The organism is Saccharibacillus sacchari DSM 19268 (assembly GCF_000585395.1).
GTDB classification, from domain to species: Bacteria; Bacillota; Bacilli; order Paenibacillales; family Paenibacillaceae; genus Saccharibacillus; species Saccharibacillus sacchari.
The window spans coordinates 2,235,876-2,256,615 of sequence record NZ_KK073875.1 but is presented as its reverse complement, the minus strand read 5'-3'; the positions used below and the strand labels follow the sequence as shown (position 1 = coordinate 2,256,615).

Sequence of the window (20,740 nt, the reverse complement as noted above, 5' to 3'; positions counted from 1 at the left end):
TTATTCACTTCAAGCGACCCAGCGGAGGGAGGAATTCAGTGTAGGAGCTGAAGCATTTCGAAGAAATGCACTTCGGAAGCCTATGCTATAGTTCGCCTTTGTCTTTGGGAAGCTTCCTTTATAAAATCCAATCCAGCTTCCCAAAGACAACACGCGACCTAAAGCCTTTCGTAGAAAGGCACTTCGTAAGCATCCGCTAACGAATTCCTCCCGCAGCGCCACAGCTGCACAAACGAATAGGATCTACCCGTAGACCTTAATACAGGTCTATTTTTCATTTCAACTTTTCACACTTAGACTATTGACAGTTAGAACTCTAACAATTATAGTAATCCCATAGTTAGAACTCTAACAGTTATATATTCAAACAAAGGAGCATCTATCATGCCCGACAAAAGAAACAGCGAAGCAACGCCGAACGAAGCTTTTCAGGAAGTCGATGAGCGCCAACGGGTAGCCACGCCGTACTCCAACTTATTCCGCGACATTGCGATCCGTATGCGACCATCCGCGGATAACCGTTTGTCGGAACTTGGTCTAAGCCCGCAGCAGGGTCAAATGCTCGGCTACATCTACATGTTCCAAGAGCGCGGCATCATCCAAAACGACCTGGCTAAGCGCTTCAGCCGTACCAACGCGAGTATCACCAGCATGCTGCAAGGCTTGGAGAAAAAGGGTTACGTCAGACGCGTCGTACCCGAAGGCAACGAACGCAAAAAGATGGTTTACGTCACCGAACAAGCCGCGCCGCTGATTGCCGAATTCGATCAAGTCTTTCTTGAACTGGAGCAGCGCGTAACGGCAGGACTCACTCCGGAAGAAGCGGATACGCTGCTCGGTTTGCTGGAGAAAGTTCGCGATAACCTGTAAAAAATAACGCGTGGGAATCGGCCTGTTCGCTCATTGGATGCACACCTTGAACAAGTGCAAGAATGACGAGCAAGATCGCCGAGCCCGCCGTTTAACTCATATACATGAATAATTGTGCAAGTAATCATATATAATGGAGGCGTTCGTCATGAGTACCACAGAAAATACAGAAACCACAAACGGCAAAAAGTCCAACCAATACTACCTGGAAAAATCGCCGATCGGCCGTGCTGTCGCGCATCTCTCGATCCCGATGATGCTCGGCATGTCCGTCGGCACCGTATATAACGTCATCAACGCGTACTTTATCGGTCTGCTGCACAATACGTCCATGCTGTCCGCGATCACGTTGGGGCTACCGATCTTCACCGTGCTGATGGCGGCAGGCAATGTGTTCGGCGTTGGGGCAGGCACTTTTATCACCCGGCTCGTCGGGGCCGGAACGCCTGAAAAAGGGAAAAAGATCGCGGGTTACGCCTTTTACGGAAGCTTGATCGCCGGGCTGCTGATCGCATTGATTTCCTTCCTGTTCATCGTTCCTTTGGTCAATGGACTCGGCGCCGACGCCTCCACCCACGACTACACCAAGATCTATGCGATGACGCTGATCGGCGGCGGGTTCGTGATCGTCATGAACTTCACGTTGGAACAACTCGTCCGTTCGGAAGGCGCGTCCAGACAATCGATGTACGGCATTTTTATCAGCACGGGGCTGAGCCTTGTTCTCGATCCGCTGCTCATTCTCGGACTCGACATGCACGTCATGGGGGCGGCTCTCGCCATGATTTTGGCCAATGCGGGCTCCGCGCTTTATTACGTTTACTTTTTACAGAAGAAAAGCGATCATCTGCGCGGCTTCATGAATCACTTCCGATTGTCGATTGTCGATCAACTGGAAGTGTACAAAATCGGCGTGTCCGAGTTGTTCCAATCCGCGTTCATGATCGTGACAACGCTGCTGTTCAACCATTACATGATCGAATACGGCGCGCAGGTGCTGGCCGGGGCAGGCATCGGACTTCGTATCGTGCAGATTCCGGAATTCCTTGCGATGGGGCTGTTTATCGGCTTGATTCCGTTCTTCGCTTTTAACTACGCCGGTTCGAATATCGCACGCTTCAAAGCCGGATTCAAAGCCGCGGCGGGCATTATCGGGGGCGTGGCGGTCGTCTTTGTCGGATTGGTATACCTGCTGCGCGACCCGATTCTGCGCCTGTTCTCCAGCGATCCCGCAGTGCTCGAAGTCGGGGGCTATATCCTTGGCGCGATGCTGATCTCGGCGCTGTTCAACGGCTTCACCGGATTGTTCCTCACGCTGTTCCAGGCTTCCGGCCAAGGTACGCCGACGATGATCATGTCCATTACGCAGGGCGTGCTGTACATCCCGACGATCATCGTCTTGCACGCGTCGTTCGGCATGCACGGCGTGATCTGGTCGATGACCGTGACAGAGCTGATTACCTGCTTGCTGGGGCTAATCCTGTTCATTCCGTTCAGCCGGAAATTGAATGCGCGGCAAGCGGAACCCGAAGGACTTCCGGCTTAAAAAACAATTCGTACATCGTTATCGCTTGCCGTCTTCGAAATCGGGCTCGCGATCAACGAATCGATTTAATGGCTTTGCATCGCCTTGTCTTTTCCAATGAATCGTGATATATTGGCGGACGTGGCGGAACTGACAGAACTGACATAGGGTCGAAAAAAGGCTGCAAAAGCCTATTCGGCACTTGGGTCGTACCCGCGAAAAACGCAACAAACGATTACGATAGTCAGCCACGCTCTCCGGTCGCCAAGACCGCGCAGGGCGTTTTTTGTTTTGTATTGAGAGGTTCAAAGTCGGATAGTCAGCATTTGCATGTTTAAAATTTCGGGAAAAAGAAGGGTTGGAGATGGCAGAAAGCAACATACGAATCAAACGGGGGAATGCGCTGCTGGAGAAATACCTCTCGGGCAGATCGATCGATTACAAGCAGATTATCGCGCTATTCATTCCTCTGTTGGTGGATCAGATCTTTATCGTGGGGTTGAACCTAATCAATACGGCGATGATCAGTTCGGCGGGCGTGGATGCGGTCAGCGCCGTCAATATGGTGGACTCGCTCAACGTGTTCCTGCTCAGCATTTTCGTGGCGGTGGCAACGGGCGGTACAGTGGTCGTCGCGCAGTACAAAGGCAGCGGCAACTCGATCATGGTGTCCAAAGCGACGGCAGGCTCGGCTTCGGCGGTCTCGCTGCTTGCGGCAATCATCGGGGTCGTCATGATCGCGTTCCATAATCCGCTGCTCAATGTCCTGTTCGGTTCGGCGGAACCGGCGGTGATGGAGCTGGCGCGCACCTACATCATCGGCAGCGGCTTGTCGTACTTGGGGCTTGCTTTCGTCGAAGCGGTCTGCGGCGCGCTGCGCGGCATCGGCCGCTCCCGGGCTTCGCTCGCATTATCGCTCGTGATGAATCTTCCGTATGTCGGACTGAATCTGCTGTTTATCAACGTGCTCGATATGGGCGTGTTCGGCATGACGTTATCGGTCAATATTTCGCGTTATTTTGCGGCAGCCTGCGCGGTGTATTACCTGATCAAGATCGATGCCGAGCTGCGGATCCGGATTCGGGACTTTTTCACGATCGGTTTCGATATGCTCAAACGCATCTTCACCATCGGCATGCCGTTTGCGGCGGAGCAGATGTTTTTCAACGGCGGCAAAATCTTGACCCAGATCTTCATCGTCAGCATGGGCACGTACGCGATTGCGACGAACGCGATCAGCGGCGCTTTGGCGGGCGTGATGCAGATTCCGGCCAACGCGTTGTCGCTCACGCTGATCACGGTCGTCGGCCAGTGCATGGGACGCCGGGACGTGAAAGACGCGAAAAAGCTGACCAAATCGTTCGTGGTTCTGGGCTCCTTTTTCTACGTCATCATGGGTCTCATCATCTTGCCGCTGTTCCACCCGCTCATCTCGATGTTCAATCCTCCGGCGGAGATCGTAGACGACATTTTCCTGATCGTGCTGATCAATACGATCGCGCAGATCCCGCTCTGGTCGATCAGCTTCATGATTCCGTCGGCGCTGAGAGCAGCGGGCGACGCCAAATTCACTTCGCTGATCTCGATGTTGTCGATGTGGCTGTTCCGCGTCGTGCTGGGCTATATCCTCGGCATCGTGCTGAATATGGGGATTCTCGGCGTATGGCTCGCGATGAACGCCGAATGGGCGGTTCGCGGCGGCATCTTCATCTGGCGGTTCATGGGACGGAAATGGTATCGGCATAAGTTGATTTAGCAATCGGGTTATACCAAACGAAAAACCATGCAGGGAGATCGCGGCGATCTTTCGGCATGGTTTTTGTTTGGGCGGACTTTAGCGAGGCTGCATGCGGCGGTCCTTTTTCATTTTTAGCAAAAAGAAAACTAGGCCGTGTACGCAAACTCAACGACGTGCATCTTGACCTGTCTTTTTGCCCTCTTCGGCGTCATTTTCCTTTGACGTGCCCCGGCACTCCTTCAGGAAAATTCCTTGCCGAGAACGAAAATCCAGCTCAATCTGCTCCCGGCGTAGTTTGCGTACACACCCTAGAATTCCAAGTATAATGGCGGCTATAGCGGATACAAGGACCACGAATGCTCGACTCCAAGCACCACCGTCCTCACCCGCAGCACCAACCTGGATAACCGGAACGAGTGCTTTTTCAGACGGAGAAAAGCCGGGTTCGAGCCGCCTGGCATCGATCTGCCCATACAGTTGCTCAATCGGAATAACGGTCTGGGTATAGGTATCGAAAAACTGGCCGTCCGTGTCCGTATCCGTTTGCGCGTAAAATCCCCGGATTCGGAAATTGGGATCATGGATGTACCAGATCGCTCTCGCAGAAGGGAATCGCCGAGTAGCCTCGCTCAACTGGTAGTCCAGATCGGCAATCGGGCTGACATCAGTAATTTTCCATTCACTCGCATCCGGCCCGGCCATGAGGTTCTGTTCGACCATGACGGTTCCGACCGTTTTTCCTTCGAGCTGCAACGGAAATTCGTAACCCGTTACGAAAAAGTTATGACCTTCCAACGAGACTTGCTGGACCGAGACGCCGTCGATCAATTCAGCCTGTCTCAAATCGCCGTCCGTATCGTAATGCGACTTCATACTATTCAAATATTCGGCAAAATGTTCGTCGAACAAGGCTTGGGCGCCTTCTTTCATCTCCGGGTAGGCGTATTCAATGCGGGTATCGGCTGTTGTTGTAAGGCTCCACACGCATGCGACAATGAAAAGTACCAGGGCAATTCCGAAGCTTCTTCCTTTTTCGATCTTCATCTCAACCCTCCTATTAACTTGGTCAAGCTCCTATATTGATTGACGGCGAATCTTTGATTAAAGTTGGAGATGATATTTATGAGCAGCAAAAAGGAGAGTAATAATGACAATCAAAATAACAGCACCCAAGATCCAGGAGGGGCGTCTAGAGCCGGAAACCGATCTCTATCTCGAATCGCGGATCGAAATCACCGACCGTTTGATCGAGCAGACCGAGTTTACCGGACTGGACGCCGATCGGGTCTCGTTCGACCGCACTCTGTTCCGACAGGTCACGATCACGGAATCCGCGCTTCGGGAAGCGGAATTTACGGACGTCGTATTTGAACGCTGCGACTTTTCCAATATGAATTTTGCGGGTGTTTTTCTCAATCGGGTTATCTTCAAGGATTGCAAACTCATCGGAACCGACTTCGGCGGGGGACGGATGCAGCAGGTACGGTTTACGGATTGCATCGCGGATTACGCAAATTTCAGACTCGTGAAGTTCAAGTCGGTTCTGTTTGAGGACTGCTCGCTGGTGGGGATTGATTATTACGCCGCAACTGTGCAGCAATTCGGACTGGAGCGCTGCAAGATCGACCGTGCGAATTTGGCGGAAGTGAAGTTGAAGGGTGTCGATCTGAGCACTTGCGAATTCGATTCGCTGATTGTGAACCTTGAAGATCTGGAAGGATGTAAAATCGCGCCGAATCAAGCATCTGTCTTCGTCGGTTTGCTGGGTTTGGTGATTAAGTGAGTCCCGATATACATAGACCCCTATATAAACCCTTAATCGCACCGCCTTCACCGCTCTGTACAAAGGTGAAAGCGGTGCGGTTATTTCATTAGAACAAGTCGTAATAATAAACCCTGTATGCTGCGGCTGCTACGAAGATGACGCACATCAGGGTGAACAGCGGATCTTCCGCGGGCTGCGCGGGACAGTGCCGGACACCAGACCCGTTTGGCCCCCATTTCATGTCTCCCCCTGATTCTCGGATCGCCGACTTGAAGCTGCTTTGCGCATCAATCGCACCCGTTTCAACAAGTAAGCGGAATACCCTTTATTATAGCGTGATTTCCTATTTAAGCATGTAAAAAAACAACGAATGATCATCATGCAGGCGTTGTTGTTTTTCAATGGGAAGGCTCAACATCCTGCAACAACTTCCTGAAGTGTTTTGTAATGTCCAAGCGCTCGGGGATTCCCTATAATCGAGGTATAGCCAAATGAATCCCCTTTCATGAAACGTATTCCGAAGAAGCGAAGGCGGTGAGAGAGATCGTCAAATTATCACCCAGACAATCCCGACTGGTATCCATTTTGCTCAAACAGACGGGTTATCGTACGGTACGCTTTTACGCCGACGAATTGAACTTCTCCGAACGCACGATCCACTCCGACTTGCGGACGATCGAGAAGTTTCTGCTGACCCAGGGCTATGAGTTGGAGAAGAAGCCCGGCATCGGCGTTCGGGCGAACCGGACAGAAGTCGTGGAGCCGGAAACCGATGAAGCACTTGGAGAAAAGGAAGACTACTCCACAGCCGGACGTCGCAAAAAAATGATGGAAATGATGCTTTTCGAACATAAAACGGTGACTTTCGAGCAGTTGTCGGAGCACTTCCTCGTCAGCCGCAGCTCGATTAGAAACGACCTCAACGCCGTTGAAAAAAAGCTAACCTATCGCAACGGCCTGCGCCTGATTAGCGATGGACAAGGCACGCGCTTCACGGGCCGGGAAAAGGATTGGCAGCGAGCTTTTCTGGAATTCAACCGCTTTGTGCTGGAAGACGGCGGCGCGCTGCTGGAGAACGATGAAGAACGGAAGCTGGAACTGCTCTCGGAATACTACGGAGCGGATACGGTGAGCGTATGCTCCCGGGTGCTTTACAGTTATTTGAAAGCGGATGCAGCGCTGATCGCCGATTACTACGCGTTCAACGTACTGAGCATGATGATCGTATTGGCTTACCGCATGCAGGGCAACCACTATCTCGACAAAGAGCATTCGGGAGTGCGCGTCAGCGGCAAGCCGAGCGTGTTTGAGCAAGGCGCACGCGATATGCTCGACAAAATCTCGCTCCGGCTGAACACCTCCTACACAGACGGTGAAGTCGAATATCTGTCCGCGTATCTGATTTCCAATAAATTCGAAGCATTGCCGACGGAAAATGATTATTACCGCTGCGTCGAACGCATTATCCGGCAGATTGGCGACTCACTGAACTTTAATTTTGAAAAAGACGAGCGCTTGAAGGAACAATTGCTGCTGCATTTCCCGTCAATGATCTACCGTCTGCGGGCAGGCATTCCGGCCAATAACCCGTTCGTGTACCAGATCAAAAACGAGTTCGCGGTCATTTTCAACATCGTGTGGGTGGTCTTGGGCGAACACGAGGAGGAGCTGAATGTCGCGTTCAACGAGGACGAGATCGGCTTCCTGACCATTCATTTTCAAGCGGCGGTCGAACGGGCCAAGCTGGGGAGGAAAATTCTCGTCATCTGCCCGAAAGGCATCGCGACGTCGGAACTGCTGGTCAACCGGATCAAAAACGTGCTGCCCGCCTTCGACCGAATCGAAGTGGCGTCGGCCAAAGAAGCGGAGAAATACGATTATTACGGCAGTGACCTGATCGTTTCCACCGTCAACCTGAACATTCCGGGCCGCAAAGCGATCGTCGTTTCCCCGCTGCTTACCGATCAGGACATGAAGAACATCACGGACTTTTACAACGAAAAATTCGTGATGGCCAAACCTAGCCAAGCCGAACTCGGTCCGCTGCTGCATCTGGCGCGTTACGTCCGAGAGGAGTTCATCTACTTCGACGGCGACTTTGCTTCCAAAGAAGAGCTGATCGACGAGGTAGGCGGAGAGTTGGTACGCAAAGGCATCGTGTCCGGCGGCTTCGTCGACAGTATGAAAAGCCGGGAAAGCCTTGGCGGAACCGATCTTCCGACAGGAGCGGCGATTCCGCACGGCAGTCCCAAGCATGTCAACGAGACAGCCGTGCTGCTGATCCGTAATCGGAAAAATATCGGCTGGAACGCCAATTCGGTCAAGACGGTCATCATGATCTGCATCGCGGAAAAAGATACCCGGTATATCAAAAACGTGCTCTCCGACATCTACCGGATCGTGGAAAGCAAAGAACTGTTGAGCCAAATCCATACGATGTCCGACAAGCATGAATTTATGAAAAAGATAGGATGTGGGACGGCTTGAGTGACGTGAATGGCGTACAAGATGTAATCGAAAAAGACATGATTTTGCTGGGACAGGATCTGGCGACGAAAGATGATGTGCTGCGGCTGTTAGTGGAGACGGCGGAGAAGAACGGGCTGATCACGGAACAAACGCCTTTTCTGGAAGCTGCGCTTCAGCGCGAAGCCCAGGTTCCGACCGCTATCGGCTATCGAATCGCGATTCCGCACGGCAAAAGCGAAGTGGTGAAGCGACCGTTCGTCGGCATGCTTCAAGCGACATCGGATTTTCTATGGACGGAAGGTCATGAAGAAGAGGTCAAGCTGATTTTCCTGATCGGCGTGCCGCAGGAGAATGAGCATAACATCCACCTGAAATTCATTTCCAAGTTGAGCAAAAAGCTGCTGGACGATGAATTCCGCGATGAGCTGGTGGACTGCACGGATGTGGAGCGCGCTTACGAGCTGCTGCATTCGATCGGCAATCCGGCATAACCATTAAAAAGGAGGCAACACAGATGAAAGTAGTCGCAGTAACCGCTTGTCCGACAGGAGTCGCACACACGTACATGGCGCAGGAAGCGATCGAGAAGGAATGCAAAAAGCGCGGATATACCGTACAGGTTGAGACGCAAGGCAGCATGGGCATCGACAATGAGCTGGAGCAAGAAGACATCGATTCGGCGGATGTGGTCATTTTGGCGGTGGCGATCAGTATTGAAGGCGAAGAACGGTTTGAAGAAAAAGAAGACGGCGGCAAAGTGCTGCATATCGATCCGGCCGACGTTATCAAGCATCCCGCGGACATTTTGGATCGGGCCGAAAACTTGTAGGAGGAACAGCCAATGGCGAAAAAGGAAACCGGATTTCTGAAAGAAATCCAAAAAGCGTTCAGCACGGGCGTGTCGTATATGCTGCCGGCCGTAGTCGTAGGCGGCGTATTCCTGGCCGTCGCATTGTCCACGGGCACGGCGACGGACGCGGGAATGGAGATCACCAATCCGTTCATGAAAAACCTGAACGATCTCGGCGCGGCAGGCTTCGCCATGATGATTCCGCTGCTTGCGGGATATATCGCGTACTCGCTGGCAGGCAAACCGGGTATCGCTCCCGGCATGATTCTTGGCTATATCGCCAACAATCCGATCGGCGAAAGCGGCGTCAAGACCGGATTCCTTGGCGCGATGATCCTCGGCGTCGCGGCAGGATATCTGGTCAAATGGTGCAAAACGTGGAAAGTCCCGCCAACCATAAGGACGATCATGCCGATCCTGATTATTCCGATCTTCACCGTGCTCGTCGGCGGTCTGGCTTACATCTACGTCATCGCCGCACCGATCGGAGCTGCCATGGACTGGCTGGTCGACGTGCTCGGTAATCTTCAAGGGGGTAATGCTATCCTGCTGGGCCTGCTGATCGGCGCGATGACCGCATTCGATATGGGTGGCCCGGTCAACAAGACAGCAACAGCCTTTACCCTGGCTTTAATGGCCGAAGGCATCTACGGCCCGAACGGCGCGCACCGCGTAGCGGTTGCAATCCCTCCACTGGCTCTGGCCGTCTCAACCTTTATCGACCGAAAAAAGTATACGAAGGACGACAAAGACCTCGGCATCTCAGCCTTTTTCATGGGGCTAATCGGCATTACCGAAGGAGCCATCCCATTCGCAGCCAAAGATATTAAACGCGTGCTGCCCGCAATTATCATCGGCAGCGCCGTCGGCGGCGCGCTCAGCATGATGAACAACGTCGAAGCCCTAGTCCCCCACGGAGGCCTAATCATTCTCCCCGTCGTAAACGGCAAACTCTGGTTCGTCCTATCCATGCTAATCGGCGTCGCCGTATCCGTCATCATCCTGCACTTCACCAAGCCGAATCTGGACCAACAAAAAGACGACAAGACCACAGAGTCCGAACCAAACAAAACAGTCAAAATCGCAAAATAACGCGATCTAAGCCCTAATAAATCATATCTAAAAGCTCTAACCTAACTGGAAGCGAGAAGACGGAGAGAAAAATTCAGTTCAAGACGCCTTTGAACTTGGAAAACTTCCACTTAAAATTTCAATCCAGTTTTCCAAGTGAGACAGCGAATTGTGAAGCATTTCGAAGAAATGCACTTCGGAAGCCTATGCTGGCAATTTTTCTCGCAGTCTTCTCGCTTCCCTCCTCACACAAACACCGAAATGGAGTGGAAAAAATGACAAAACTTCCGATTAAAAAAGTAGTAGAAGGCCTGCTTGAACTGCAAAAAACAGGACAAAGCGCCACGCTGCTCGGCGTCGGCCCGATGTCGAAAAACTGCGTGCAAGCCACGCTCGAAGTATCCAAAGAATACGATTGCCCGGTGATGTTCATCGCCAGCCGCAATCAAGTCGACGCGGACGAACTCGGCGGAGGCTACGTCAACGGTTGGAACCAGTTCACGTTTGCCGGAGCGGTAGAAGAAGTCGCGAAAGAAATCGGATACGACAACCTGTATTACCTCTGCCGGGATCATGGCGGTCCATGGCAGCGAGATCAGGAACGCAACGATCATCTGCCGGCCGAGATCGCGATGGAATTGGGCAAGAAATCGTATATCGCCGATATCGAAGCGGGCTTCGATCTGCTGATGATCGACCCGACCAAAGATCCGTTCGAGATGGGCAAAGTCGTACCGCTCGATATGGTGTTGGACCGTACGGTTGAGTTAATCGAGTTCTGTGAACAAGAACGTCTGAAACGGGGACTGCCGGAGATCGGTTACGAAGTCGGCACAGAGGAGACGAACGGAGGTCTGACGACGCTTGAGACCTACGAAACTTTTATCGTTCGATTGAAGGCGGAGCTGGAGCGGCGCAACCTTCCTCTGCCGACTTTCATCGTGGGACAAACCGGAACATTAACGCGCAAGACCGAGCAGGCGGGCACGTTCAATTTCCAAAATGCGTACGACCTGGCGCAGATGGCGAAAAAGTACGGCGTCGGCTTGAAAGAACACAACGGCGACTATCTCGACGATGCGACACTGCTGGAACATATTCCGTCGGAGATTGCCGCTACGAACGTAGCGCCTCAATACGGAACGGAAGAAACGCGCGCTTATCTAAATCTGGCTGCCGTCGAAGCGAAGCTGGCTGCGAACGGCTTGGTTGCGGAGCCTTCCCGTACCCGCGAAGTGCTGCTCAAGCGGGCGATTGAAAGCGAACGCTGGAGAAAATGGATGGTCGGCGAGCAGAAAAACCTCACCGTTGCCGAAATCGTGCAGGACGAAGCTTTGTCGGAAGAAATTCTCGATATCGCGGGACACTACACCTTCAACGACGATGAAGTCAAAGCCGAAATCGCCAAGCTGTACGCCAATCTGGAAAGCCGCAATATCAACGGTCGCCGTTATGTAGTGGACCGGATCAAGCGCCCGATTCGCGATTATGCGGAATGCTACAATCTGCTTGGCGTCACGACGCGTATCCGCGAACTGGCAGGCGCAGGAGCCGCGCATGTTTGACGCGATCGACGCGAGGGCGGTCCATACCGTCCGGACACTGGGCATCGACGCAGTCGAGCAAGCCAATTCCGGACATCCCGGACTCGTAATGGGTGCGGCTCCGATGGCCTATGTGCTGTGGACCCGCCACCTTAAGGTCAATCCCTCGACATCGAGGGATTGGACCGATCGGGACCGGTTCGTATTATCGGCCGGGCATGGCTCGGCGCTTCTGTACAGCCTGCTGCATCTTTCCGGCTATAACGTGTCGTTGGATGATCTGCGGAATTTCCGCCAATGGGGCTCGAATACGCCGGGGCACCCGGAAGTCGGTCATACCGACGGCGTCGAAGCGACGACCGGGCCGCTGGGGCAAGGTATCGCGATGGCGGTCGGCATGGCGATGGCCGAAGCGCATTTGGCAGCGACCTATAACCGCGAAGAGCATGAGATCGTGGATCACTACACTTACGCGCTGTGCGGCGACGGCGATCTGATGGAAGGCGTATCGCAGGAAGCCAGCTCGATGGCAGGGCATATGCAGCTCGGCAAGCTGATCGTATTATACGATTCCAACGATATCTCGCTCGATGGTCCGACATCGAAGGCCTTTACCGAAAATGTAGGCCAACGCTATGAAGCGTACGGCTGGCAGGTACTGCGAGTCGAGGACGGTAATGATTTGGAGGCGATCGATCGGGCCGTCTCGGAAGCAAAGTCCGAACTTAATCGTCCAACCCTAATCGAAGTGAAGACGGTCATAGGCTACGGTTCGATCCACGAAGGCACATCGCGGGTACACGGCTCGCCGTTGGGCGCGGAAGACACAAGGCGGGCGAAAGCTTTTTACGGCATGGATGAGAACGCGCGATTTGAAGTATCCGAGGATATTCGGGCACGTTTTTGGACGAAGATGGTAGCGGCAGGTCGGCAGGCGGAAAATGATTGGAACAAACGCTTTGATCAATACCGTGAAGCTTATCCGGAATTGGCGGCGCGATACACGGTGGCCTTCGCGGGTGAATTGCCTGCCGATTGGGCAGATGCGCTGCCTGTCTATGAAGAAGGAACATCGGCCGCAAGCCGAGCAACAGGGAAAGAAGCACTGACGGCGTTATCGCGCAGCGTGCCTTTCCTATGGGGCGGTTCGGCGGATTTATCTGCTTCAAACAACACGGCCGTAGCGGCAGAAGGCGACTTCGAAGTCGGTAATTACGCCGGACGGAATATCTGGTTCGGCGTCCGGGAATTCGCGATGGCTGCCGCCATGAACGGCATACAGCTTCATGGCGGCACGCGAGTCTACGGAGGAACGTTCTTCGTCTTCGTCGACTATTTACGGGCAGCGATTCGGCTGTCGGCGCTGCAAAAACTGCCGGTCATTTACGTCCTCACCCACGACTCGGTAGCCGTGGGCGAGGACGGTCCGACGCATGAACCTGTCGAGCAGCTGTCGAGTTTGCGCGGCGTGCCGAATGTACGGGTGATCCGTCCGGCGGACGGCAATGAGACGTCGGCGGCCTGGAAGCTTGCGATGAGTAGTAGCGAGACACCTACGATTCTGGTCTTGAGCCGGCAGGCGTTGCCCGTCGTGCCCGGAACGAAGGAGAAGGCATCGCAAGGCGTGGCTCAAGGCGCTTATGTCGTCTCTCCTGCTAAGGGTGCCTTACCGCAAGGGATTTTGCTCGCTACAGGTTCCGAGGTGAATCTGGCGATGGAAGCCCAGACAAAGCTGCGACAACTTGGGCATGATGTATCCGTTGTGTCCATGCCGTGCTTCGAATTGTTCGAGCAGCAGAGCGAAGAGTACAAGGAATCGGTACTGCCGGGCGCAGTAGTGCAACGGTTATCTGTGGAAATGGGCTCGACTTTCGGTTGGGAACGATATACCGGAAAATTTGGTGCTTCGCTTGGGATTGACCGTTTTGGGGCCAGTGCACCGGGCGAGCGGGTCATTCGGGAGTATGGATTTACAGCGGAAGAAATCGTACGACGTTACTTGGCGCTGGAAGGTAATCCAAATGCCGAACCAATGCCAGTACGCGCATCCGCAGAAGTAAAAGTCTAAGATAGAGCGGCAAAAGCCGTACTGTGCGCATATAGCCTGTTTGATTCGGCGTCCGTCAATTCGCTCTGCCCGATGTACTTCGGCGTTTTGCGAATAGACGGGCGCCCTTTCTTCGTTTTTTACAGTAGAATGAAGGGAGAGAAAAGCTTGCCGATATGCCTAAGCAGGAAGCAGCATTCCGTCAGGCTGGAGTATGGAGAGGGGATTTACATGTACAACTTTATTTTCGATATCGACGATACGATCTACGACCAGATTATTCCGTTTAAAAAGGCATTCGACCGCAACTTCGCGCGTTATGCGGAGCTGTCGCTGGACGATCTGTATCGATACAACCGTCACTTTAGCGATGAGGTATTCGAACAGACCGTGCGCGGCGAGATGTCGCTCGAAGACATGCACGCGTACCGGATCACGGAGGCGTTCCGCGTGATGGGCGTCGAGATTTCTCGCGAAGAAGCGCTACAATTCCAACAGGATTACGCGTCGGCGCAAGGAGAGCTCGAGCCTGCGCCCGATATGCGTGAAGCGTTGGACTACTGCCGGGACCGCGGACTGAAATTCGGCGTCATCACCAACGGTCCGGCGGAGCATCAACGCAAAAAAGTACGGCAGCTCGGGATTTACGATTGGATCAAGTATGAAGATGTGGTGGTGTCCGGCGAGTTGGATTTCATGAAGCCGGATGTACGCATTTTCCGTCACACCGAGCAATTACTCGGGATCGAGCCGGAGAAGACCTATTACATCGGCGATTCGTACGCGAACGATATCGTCGGCGCGAAAGGCGCAGGCTGGAAAGCAATCTGGGTCGACCGCCGAGGTACGCAGATTCCGGAAGACGGGGTGCAGCCGGATATTACGCTTCGCGCAGGAGATTCGGTAGCGGAGACGATTCGGAACATTTGCGAAGGATCAAGGTAAGACGGTGCTGACCGAAATCGAAGCTTGACGATCCGATCCGCTGCCGACAAAAGCCTTTTGCCCAAAAGGGAAGTGCGAACTGCCTGTAAGGACGTTGTCGGTTCATTCCGTTTGCCCTATGCTGAAGACAGTATATCGGGGAGCGTGAGCGGAATGGAAGAGATCCGATCGGCGGCGGAACGTGCGCCGCATCAACGGGGCGTGGTCAATCAACTGTCGATTGCGCGGCTGCCGGTATTGATCTGGGTGTCGATGGTGTATGCGTCATCGATCATCCTGCAAATGATCGAAGAACCGCTGCTGCTGCAATGTCTTGTGTTTACGGCTCTTTTTACGGTGCATGTCCTGCTCTATTGGGCGCCGTACCAAGTGACGTCCCGGCAGTTTTGGCTGTATTTTCTGCTGCAAGGCTGTCTGATTTATTTATGCGCGATCCTGATTCCCGGAGGGCATCAAGGCGTATTGATCGGGCTGCTGCCGGTATTGGTCACGCAGTGCATCACGCTGGCTTCGCCGATCAAGCGCGCCGTGTGCGTGCTGCTGATCAGCATTTTCATCTACTTCGACGTGGCGCTGACCATCGGCAGAGTAGAGGAAGTGTGGAATTACCTGCCTTTTCTTCTTTTGATGATGATCATTGTGTTCGCGTACGGGATTCTGCTGAATCGTCAGGTGGAAGAACGCATTCGTCTTCAGCGCTTTTTGAAAGAATTGACGGAAGCCCATAAGAAAGTGGAAGAGCTGACGCTTCAGAACGAACGGCAGCGCATGGCGCGGGATTTGCACGATACGCTCGCGCAGGGAGTGGCAGGGTTGATCATGCGACTCGAAGCGGCGAATACGCATCTGAATAAAGGCAATACGCCGCGCGCGCAGGAGATTATCCGGCAGTCGATGGAGCAGTCCCGCAGCACGTTGGCCGAAGCCCGCAGGGCGATCGACGATCTGCGCGCCAAATCTTCGTCGGACATCGACTTCCGCGAAGAAATCGAAGACGAGCTGAGACACTTCAAGGAAGCGACGGGCATCGTCGTATTTGCGGAAATGAGCACGCTGCCCGTTTTGCCGAGATGGATTACGGAGCACAGTCTGCATATCGTGAAAGAAAGCCTGACCAATATTGCGAGACACGCGAAGGCGGACAAAGTTTGGTTGACGATCGAGCGGCATCCGCGCAGCATTTTGATCGAAGTCAGGGACAATGGCTGTGGATTCGACACGGAGCTGATCGGCAAAATGACCGGACATTACGGACTGTTGGGACTTCGGGAACGGGCGCGCCTGATCGGCGGCGAATTGCAGATGTTCAGTCAGGGTCAAGGCGAAGGCACGACGCTCAAGCTGTCCGTACCTGTCGCGAAAGGGGAATCCGGGGAAGATGTATAAAGTATTGATCGTCGACGACCATTTCGTGGTTCGAGAAGGTTTGAAGCTGGTATTGGAAACGGGCGAGCACTTCGAGGTCGTCGGGGAAGCGGCTAACGGCGAAGAAGCGCTGCGCTTAGTCGAAGAGACGAAGCCGGATGTCGTGTTGATGGATCTGAATATGCCGATCATGAGCGGACTCGAGGCCATGAAGCAGATGAAGGAGCGGGGGATTGCCGTTCCGATCATCATTTTGACGACGTATAACGAAGACGAGCTGATGATGCAGGGATTGGCGCTCGGAGCCAAAGGCTATTTGCTCAAAGACACCAACAGCGAAAATCTGTTCCGAAATATCGAATCCGCCGCGCGCGGCGAGATGCTGCTGTCGGGTCCGGTGCTGGAACGCGTACTGGCTTTCCAAGTCAAAGAAACGGAACCTCCGGTTCGGGAACACGGAATCATGCTGACCGACAAAGAAGCTTTTATTCTGGAAAGCGTCGCTCAAGGCTACACGAGCAAGCGCATCGCGCTGGACATGGCCGTGTCGGAGCGGACGATTAAGTCCCATCTGACGAGCGTCTACAATAAGCTGGGCGTGGATTCCCGTTCGCAGGCGGTCGCCGTGGCGTTGGAGCGGGGCTTGATCCGGATATGAACATCAAGCCGGAGCAGCATCGACATTCATAGAAAACGCAAGCCGTGCGAAGCTTCTGAACCGTACGGCTTTTTTTGTCGTTCGGAATCGATTCCGAAGCGGGCCGATCGGGCAGCGGAAATCTTCCCGAAAGGGCAGAGGAGGAAGCCCGTTGGGACGGTGCGGGGGGCTTGCCGACCCGGTAAGATGAGGACAAATCAAAACGAACCCAAACCTACACCCCTACAAAGAGGAGAGAACCACCATGGCGAAACTGTTATACCGGATCGGATTCTGGTCGGCGCAAAATCGGCTGAAAGTGCTGCTCGGAGGATTGATCGTGCTGCTCGCGGTCTCGGGCCTTGCGATCTCGGCAGGCGCGAATTTCAATCAGGAGACGACGATTCCCGGACTTCAATCCCAGAAAACGCTGGAGCGCATGAACGAAGAGTTCCCCGGAGCGCAGGACGATCACGGCAAAACGCAGATCGTGTTGAAATCGGACGGCGATCAAGGGTTGAACGACGCGAATGTGCAAAAGCAAATCGAGACGCAGCTGCAAAGTTTGAAAAAAGATCCGTTGGTCGCTTCGATCGATACGCCTTACGAGAACCATTCGATGACCGCAGACGGCACGATCGGTTATGCGAACGTGAACTACGCGGTTCCGGGCGCGGAAGTGCCTCAATCGTCCAAAGACTTGGCTGATCAAGCGGCGAAGACGCTGCGCGCATCCAATATTCAAGCTGAACTCACGGGCAGCGGCTACAAGCCGGAGATGGAGATCGGCGGTGCGACCGAGGGCGTTGGCGTCATTATCGCGCTGGTGATCCTGACCTTCGCTTTCGGTTCGTTTCTGACCGGCATACTGCCGATCGTCACCGCGGCCGCCGGACTCGGCGTCGGCGTGATGCTAATTATGTACGGATCGAATTATCTGGACGTCCCGACCTTCGCGATCAGTCAATCTTCCATGGTCGGACTTGCGGTCGGTATCGACTATGCGCTGCTCATCATCTCCAGATACCGTCAGGAACTGGGCAAAGGGCATGACCGGACCGAAGCGATCGCGATCGCCAACGGCACGGCCGGAAGTTCGGTGCTATTTGCCGGCGTCACCGTCATTATCGCGCTGCTGGGCTTATCGGTAGTCGGCGTGCCGTTCCTGGCCATGATGGGTATTGCCGGAGCGGTGTGCGTGCTGTTGGCGGTGCTAACCGCGATTACGATCGTGCCTGCTCTGCTTCAATTGATGGGCAAACGAATCAAACCGAAAAAAACAAGCCGTCGGCAAAATCAACGCGCCGAACGCGGAAACTTGTGGGGCCGTCTGGTGACTGGGCGCCCGTGGTTAACTGTTCTGGCCGGCGTAGTGCTGCTGGGCGCTATCGCGCTTCCTTTTGCGGACATGCAGACCGGACTGCCGGACGACAGCCAGCAATCGACGGAAAAAACGGAACGCCGGGCTTACGATCTGCTCACCGAAGGATACGGCGCAGGATCGCACGGGCCTTTGGTGATCCTGGCGGATACGAAGGAAGGGGAAGCAGGCGCTGCGGATCTGGACAAAGCGATGAAAGATATTGCCGCATATCCGAACGTAAGCAGCGTTTCTCCGGCAATGCCCGGTGCTTCGGGCAAAACGTATCTGTTCACGGTCACGCCGACGACCGGACCGAACGACCCGGCGACGATCGAGCTGGTCAAATATATCCGCAGTCAGGTCCCGCAAGTCGAAGCGCAGGATCATGTCACGTTCAACGTTACCGGCAGCACCGCGGTGAATATCGACATTACGCAGAAGCTGAATCAAGCGCTGCCGCAGTTCTGCCTGATCATCGTCGGATTGGCATTCGTGCTGCTGACGGTCGTGTTCCGCTCGCTGCTTGTGCCGATCAAGGCCGTGCTCGGATTCATATTATCCCTTGCGGCAACGTTGGGCTTCGCGACCTTCGTCATTCAGCAGGGCCACTTTCAGAATCTGTTCGGTTTCCATAACCAATCGCCGATCTTGAATTTCCTGCCGATCATTCTTGTCGGGATTCTGTTCGGGCTCGCGATGGACTACGAAGTCTTCCTGGTCAGCCGGATGCGCGAAGCGTTCAAGCATACCGGGGACGCGAAAAAGTCCGTGCTGATCGGCATGCGCGACAGCGGCGGCGTCGTCACGGCAGCCGGCCTGATCATGGTTTCGGTATTCACCGGCTTCATGATGGCGGAAGACCCGATGATCAAAGTCATGGGCTTCGCGCTTACGTTCGGGATCTTCTTCGATGCCTTTATCGTACGCTTGTTCATCGTGCCGGGCGTCATGTCGCTGCTCGGAAAGTCCGCGTGGTATTTGCCGAAATGGCTGGATCGCCTGCTGCCGAATCTGGATGTGGAAGGCGAAGAAATCGCCAAGATCGTGGAAGAAAAATACGAGAAAGCCAGTTGATCCAGCAAGGCCGATAGTGAAAAAGCAAGAAAAAGAGGCGAAAAACGCGTCCTTTAAACTGCGCAGCGGCAGGGACGGAGAAAAATCGAAAAACCGAAATCGCTCGTTTTGAGCGGCTTCGGTTTTTTGTTCGTTATGCAAACAAATAGAATCCGGAATCTGCGGGTTTACTTGTCCGTTTTCGAACCGCTTGCGGCGGGCTGAGGCGTCTTTTCCGGTTTATCGTCCGACTTGGCGCTCTCGCCTGCACCAGACGAGGCTTTTCCCCGATTCTCCGCGATCTTCCGCTCCTGCTCCTGATTCTCCAGCACGGCTGTCAGCAGCGCCAGCGCGAGTCCTTGGCCCCAGCCCTGCGCCCATTTGCGATCAATGCCGAGATAGCCCGCGATATCGTTCATAACGGCGGTGCCGCCGGATACGTTCAGCACGCGGCCTTTTTCAGTAATGTTGGCGATGACGCCGTCGAGCGCTTTTTGCACGTATTTGCCGTGCAGCGGATTGCCTTGAAGCACCATGGCTGCGGCGATTCCGGCGGTGGCGGAGACTTCGCCGTACGCATCCGGGTAGTCAAGCACCGTGCCCCATAAACCGTCGTCTTTTTGCAGCTTTTTGATCGCGGCCAGCTGGTCGCGCAGCGAGCTCCAGATGTGCATCATCGGCGGATACAGATACGCTTCGGGCAGGCCGCGCGCGGCGCGAGCCATCGTGTACGCGCCCCACGCGTTCGCCCGCGCCCAGTGCAGGCCGGACATATGATCCTGCTTGATGTTGTTGTAGCCGTGGTACCACAGAGCGTTTTCCTCGTCCTGAAGGTAATTGATATGCCAGAAATACTGATGCAGCGCGTCGTCGATCAGGTCTTTGCGCTCCAGCATGACGCCTGCGCGCAGCAGGAAATAAGCCGCCATGAACAGCGTGTCCGCCCAAGCCTGCTCGGGGAAATCGTTTTTCGCCGACACCGTATGTTGAAGCACCCGGTCGCCGAAGCGGAGCGCGTCTTTTTCCAAATATTCGATTTTGCTCAGGATCAGATCCAGATATTTCTGTTCCTTCGTCTCGGCGTACAGCGTCAGCAGCATATGGCCCATCGCGCAGGCGTTGACCGTCCAGACCGGGGGCAGGCCCGCTTCGATATATTCGTCTACCCAAGCGACCATGCGTTCCAGGTAACGTTTGTTGCCTGTCGCTTCGTAAGCCCGGCTGACGCCGTAATACGCGACGCCGCAAGGCCAATCCCAGGTCAGATCCATGTCGAGGGTGTAGTCGGTCACGCGTTCGATCAGGACTTTCAGGTCAACCTTTTCCGTTTTTAATTTCATTGGGTTCGCTCCGTTTTCATCGAATTTGGGGTGTGCTCTTTATGATGTAAGCGTTATTATATGCGATTATCGTAGCACAACGAACTGTACATATTTTGCGTAAATTCGTGAATTCTTCTTGGATCTTGCGATCATTCGTCGGACATTTATAATGGAAG

At 54.1% G+C, this 20,740-nt stretch carries 16 protein-coding genes; 14 read left to right on the top strand and 2 right to left on the bottom strand.

From position 1 onward, the window contains the following. Positions 1-384: 384 nt before the first annotated feature. The 3 genes from SACSAC_RS09630 (at position 385) to SACSAC_RS09620 (ending at position 4,151) form a co-directional block, all read left to right on the top strand. Positions 385-870, top strand: coding sequence for a MarR family winged helix-turn-helix transcriptional regulator (locus SACSAC_RS09630; protein ID WP_084777995.1), 486 nt, complete (start codon positions 385-387; stop codon positions 868-870). A 148-nt stretch (positions 871-1,018) separates the two neighbouring features. After that, positions 1,019-2,416 carry an MATE family efflux transporter gene (locus tag SACSAC_RS09625; RefSeq protein WP_051507018.1) on the top strand — a complete coding sequence of 466 codons (1,398 nt, stop codon included), beginning with the start codon at positions 1,019-1,021 and terminating at the stop codon, positions 2,414-2,416. 343 nt (positions 2,417-2,759) lie between these two features. Continuing rightward, entirely contained in the window at positions 2,760-4,151 is a 1,392-nt protein-coding gene (locus tag SACSAC_RS09620) for an MATE family efflux transporter (protein WP_037285658.1), read from the top strand. 147 nt (positions 4,152-4,298) lie between these two features. On the opposite strand, the gene SACSAC_RS09615 is transcribed toward SACSAC_RS09620, so the two are convergent. Further along, complete coding sequence (locus SACSAC_RS09615; RefSeq protein WP_037285655.1) at positions 4,299-5,177, bottom strand: hypothetical protein; 879 nt, start codon at positions 5,175-5,177, stop codon at positions 4,299-4,301. A gap of 103 nt (positions 5,178-5,280) precedes the next feature. Here SACSAC_RS09615 and SACSAC_RS09610 point away from each other — a divergent pair, with 103 nt between their 5' ends. The 11 genes from SACSAC_RS09610 (at position 5,281) to SACSAC_RS09560 (ending at position 19,263) form a co-directional block, all read left to right on the top strand. After that, positions 5,281-5,916 (top strand): pentapeptide repeat-containing protein, encoded by a 636-nt coding sequence (locus tag SACSAC_RS09610; RefSeq protein ID WP_037285653.1) that lies wholly within the window; start codon positions 5,281-5,283, stop codon positions 5,914-5,916. A 516-nt stretch (positions 5,917-6,432) separates the two neighbouring features. Then, positions 6,433-8,385 (top strand): BglG family transcription antiterminator, encoded by a 1,953-nt coding sequence (locus SACSAC_RS09605; RefSeq protein WP_245608614.1) that lies wholly within the window; start codon positions 6,433-6,435, stop codon positions 8,383-8,385. 5 nt (positions 8,386-8,390) lie between these two features. Then, positions 8,391-8,858 (top strand): PTS sugar transporter subunit IIA, encoded by a 468-nt coding sequence (locus SACSAC_RS09600; protein WP_245608733.1) that lies wholly within the window; start codon positions 8,391-8,393, stop codon positions 8,856-8,858. Positions 8,859-8,881: 23 nt separating this feature from the next. Further along, entirely contained in the window at positions 8,882-9,196 is a 315-nt protein-coding gene (locus tag SACSAC_RS09595) for a PTS fructose transporter subunit IIB (RefSeq protein WP_037285651.1), read from the top strand. 12 nt (positions 9,197-9,208) lie between these two features. Beyond that, positions 9,209-10,309 (top strand): PTS fructose transporter subunit IIC, encoded by a 1,101-nt coding sequence (locus SACSAC_RS09590; protein WP_037285648.1) that lies wholly within the window; start codon positions 9,209-9,211, stop codon positions 10,307-10,309. A 254-nt stretch (positions 10,310-10,563) separates the two neighbouring features. After that, entirely contained in the window at positions 10,564-11,853 is a 1,290-nt protein-coding gene (locus SACSAC_RS09585; RefSeq protein WP_037285645.1) for a class II D-tagatose-bisphosphate aldolase non-catalytic subunit, read from the top strand. Further along, positions 11,846-13,900 carry a transketolase gene (gene tkt, locus SACSAC_RS09580; protein ID WP_051507016.1) on the top strand — a complete coding sequence of 685 codons (2,055 nt, stop codon included), beginning with the start codon at positions 11,846-11,848 and terminating at the stop codon, positions 13,898-13,900. The genes SACSAC_RS09585 and tkt overlap by 8 nt, the downstream gene beginning before the upstream one ends. 210 nt (positions 13,901-14,110) lie before the next feature. After that, positions 14,111-14,824: an HAD family hydrolase gene (locus SACSAC_RS09575; RefSeq protein ID WP_037285642.1), complete on the top strand. Its 714-nt coding sequence runs from the start codon at positions 14,111-14,113 to the stop codon at positions 14,822-14,824. 153 nt (positions 14,825-14,977) lie between these two features. Continuing rightward, positions 14,978-16,210 (top strand): sensor histidine kinase, encoded by a 1,233-nt coding sequence (locus SACSAC_RS09570; protein ID WP_051507015.1) that lies wholly within the window; start codon positions 14,978-14,980, stop codon positions 16,208-16,210. Next, positions 16,203-16,847: a response regulator gene (locus tag SACSAC_RS09565; protein WP_037285637.1), complete on the top strand. Its 645-nt coding sequence runs from the start codon at positions 16,203-16,205 to the stop codon at positions 16,845-16,847. The genes SACSAC_RS09570 and SACSAC_RS09565 overlap by 8 nt, the downstream gene beginning before the upstream one ends. A 244-nt stretch (positions 16,848-17,091) precedes the next feature. Then, entirely contained in the window at positions 17,092-19,263 is a 2,172-nt protein-coding gene (locus SACSAC_RS09560; protein ID WP_037285635.1) for an MMPL family transporter, read from the top strand. A 167-nt stretch (positions 19,264-19,430) separates the two neighbouring features. Here the strand turns inward: SACSAC_RS09560 and SACSAC_RS09555 are convergent, their stop codons facing one another. Then, entirely contained in the window at positions 19,431-20,582 is a 1,152-nt protein-coding gene (locus SACSAC_RS09555) for a glycoside hydrolase family 88/105 protein (RefSeq protein ID WP_084777994.1), read from the bottom strand. Positions 20,583-20,740 lie beyond the last annotated feature (158 nt).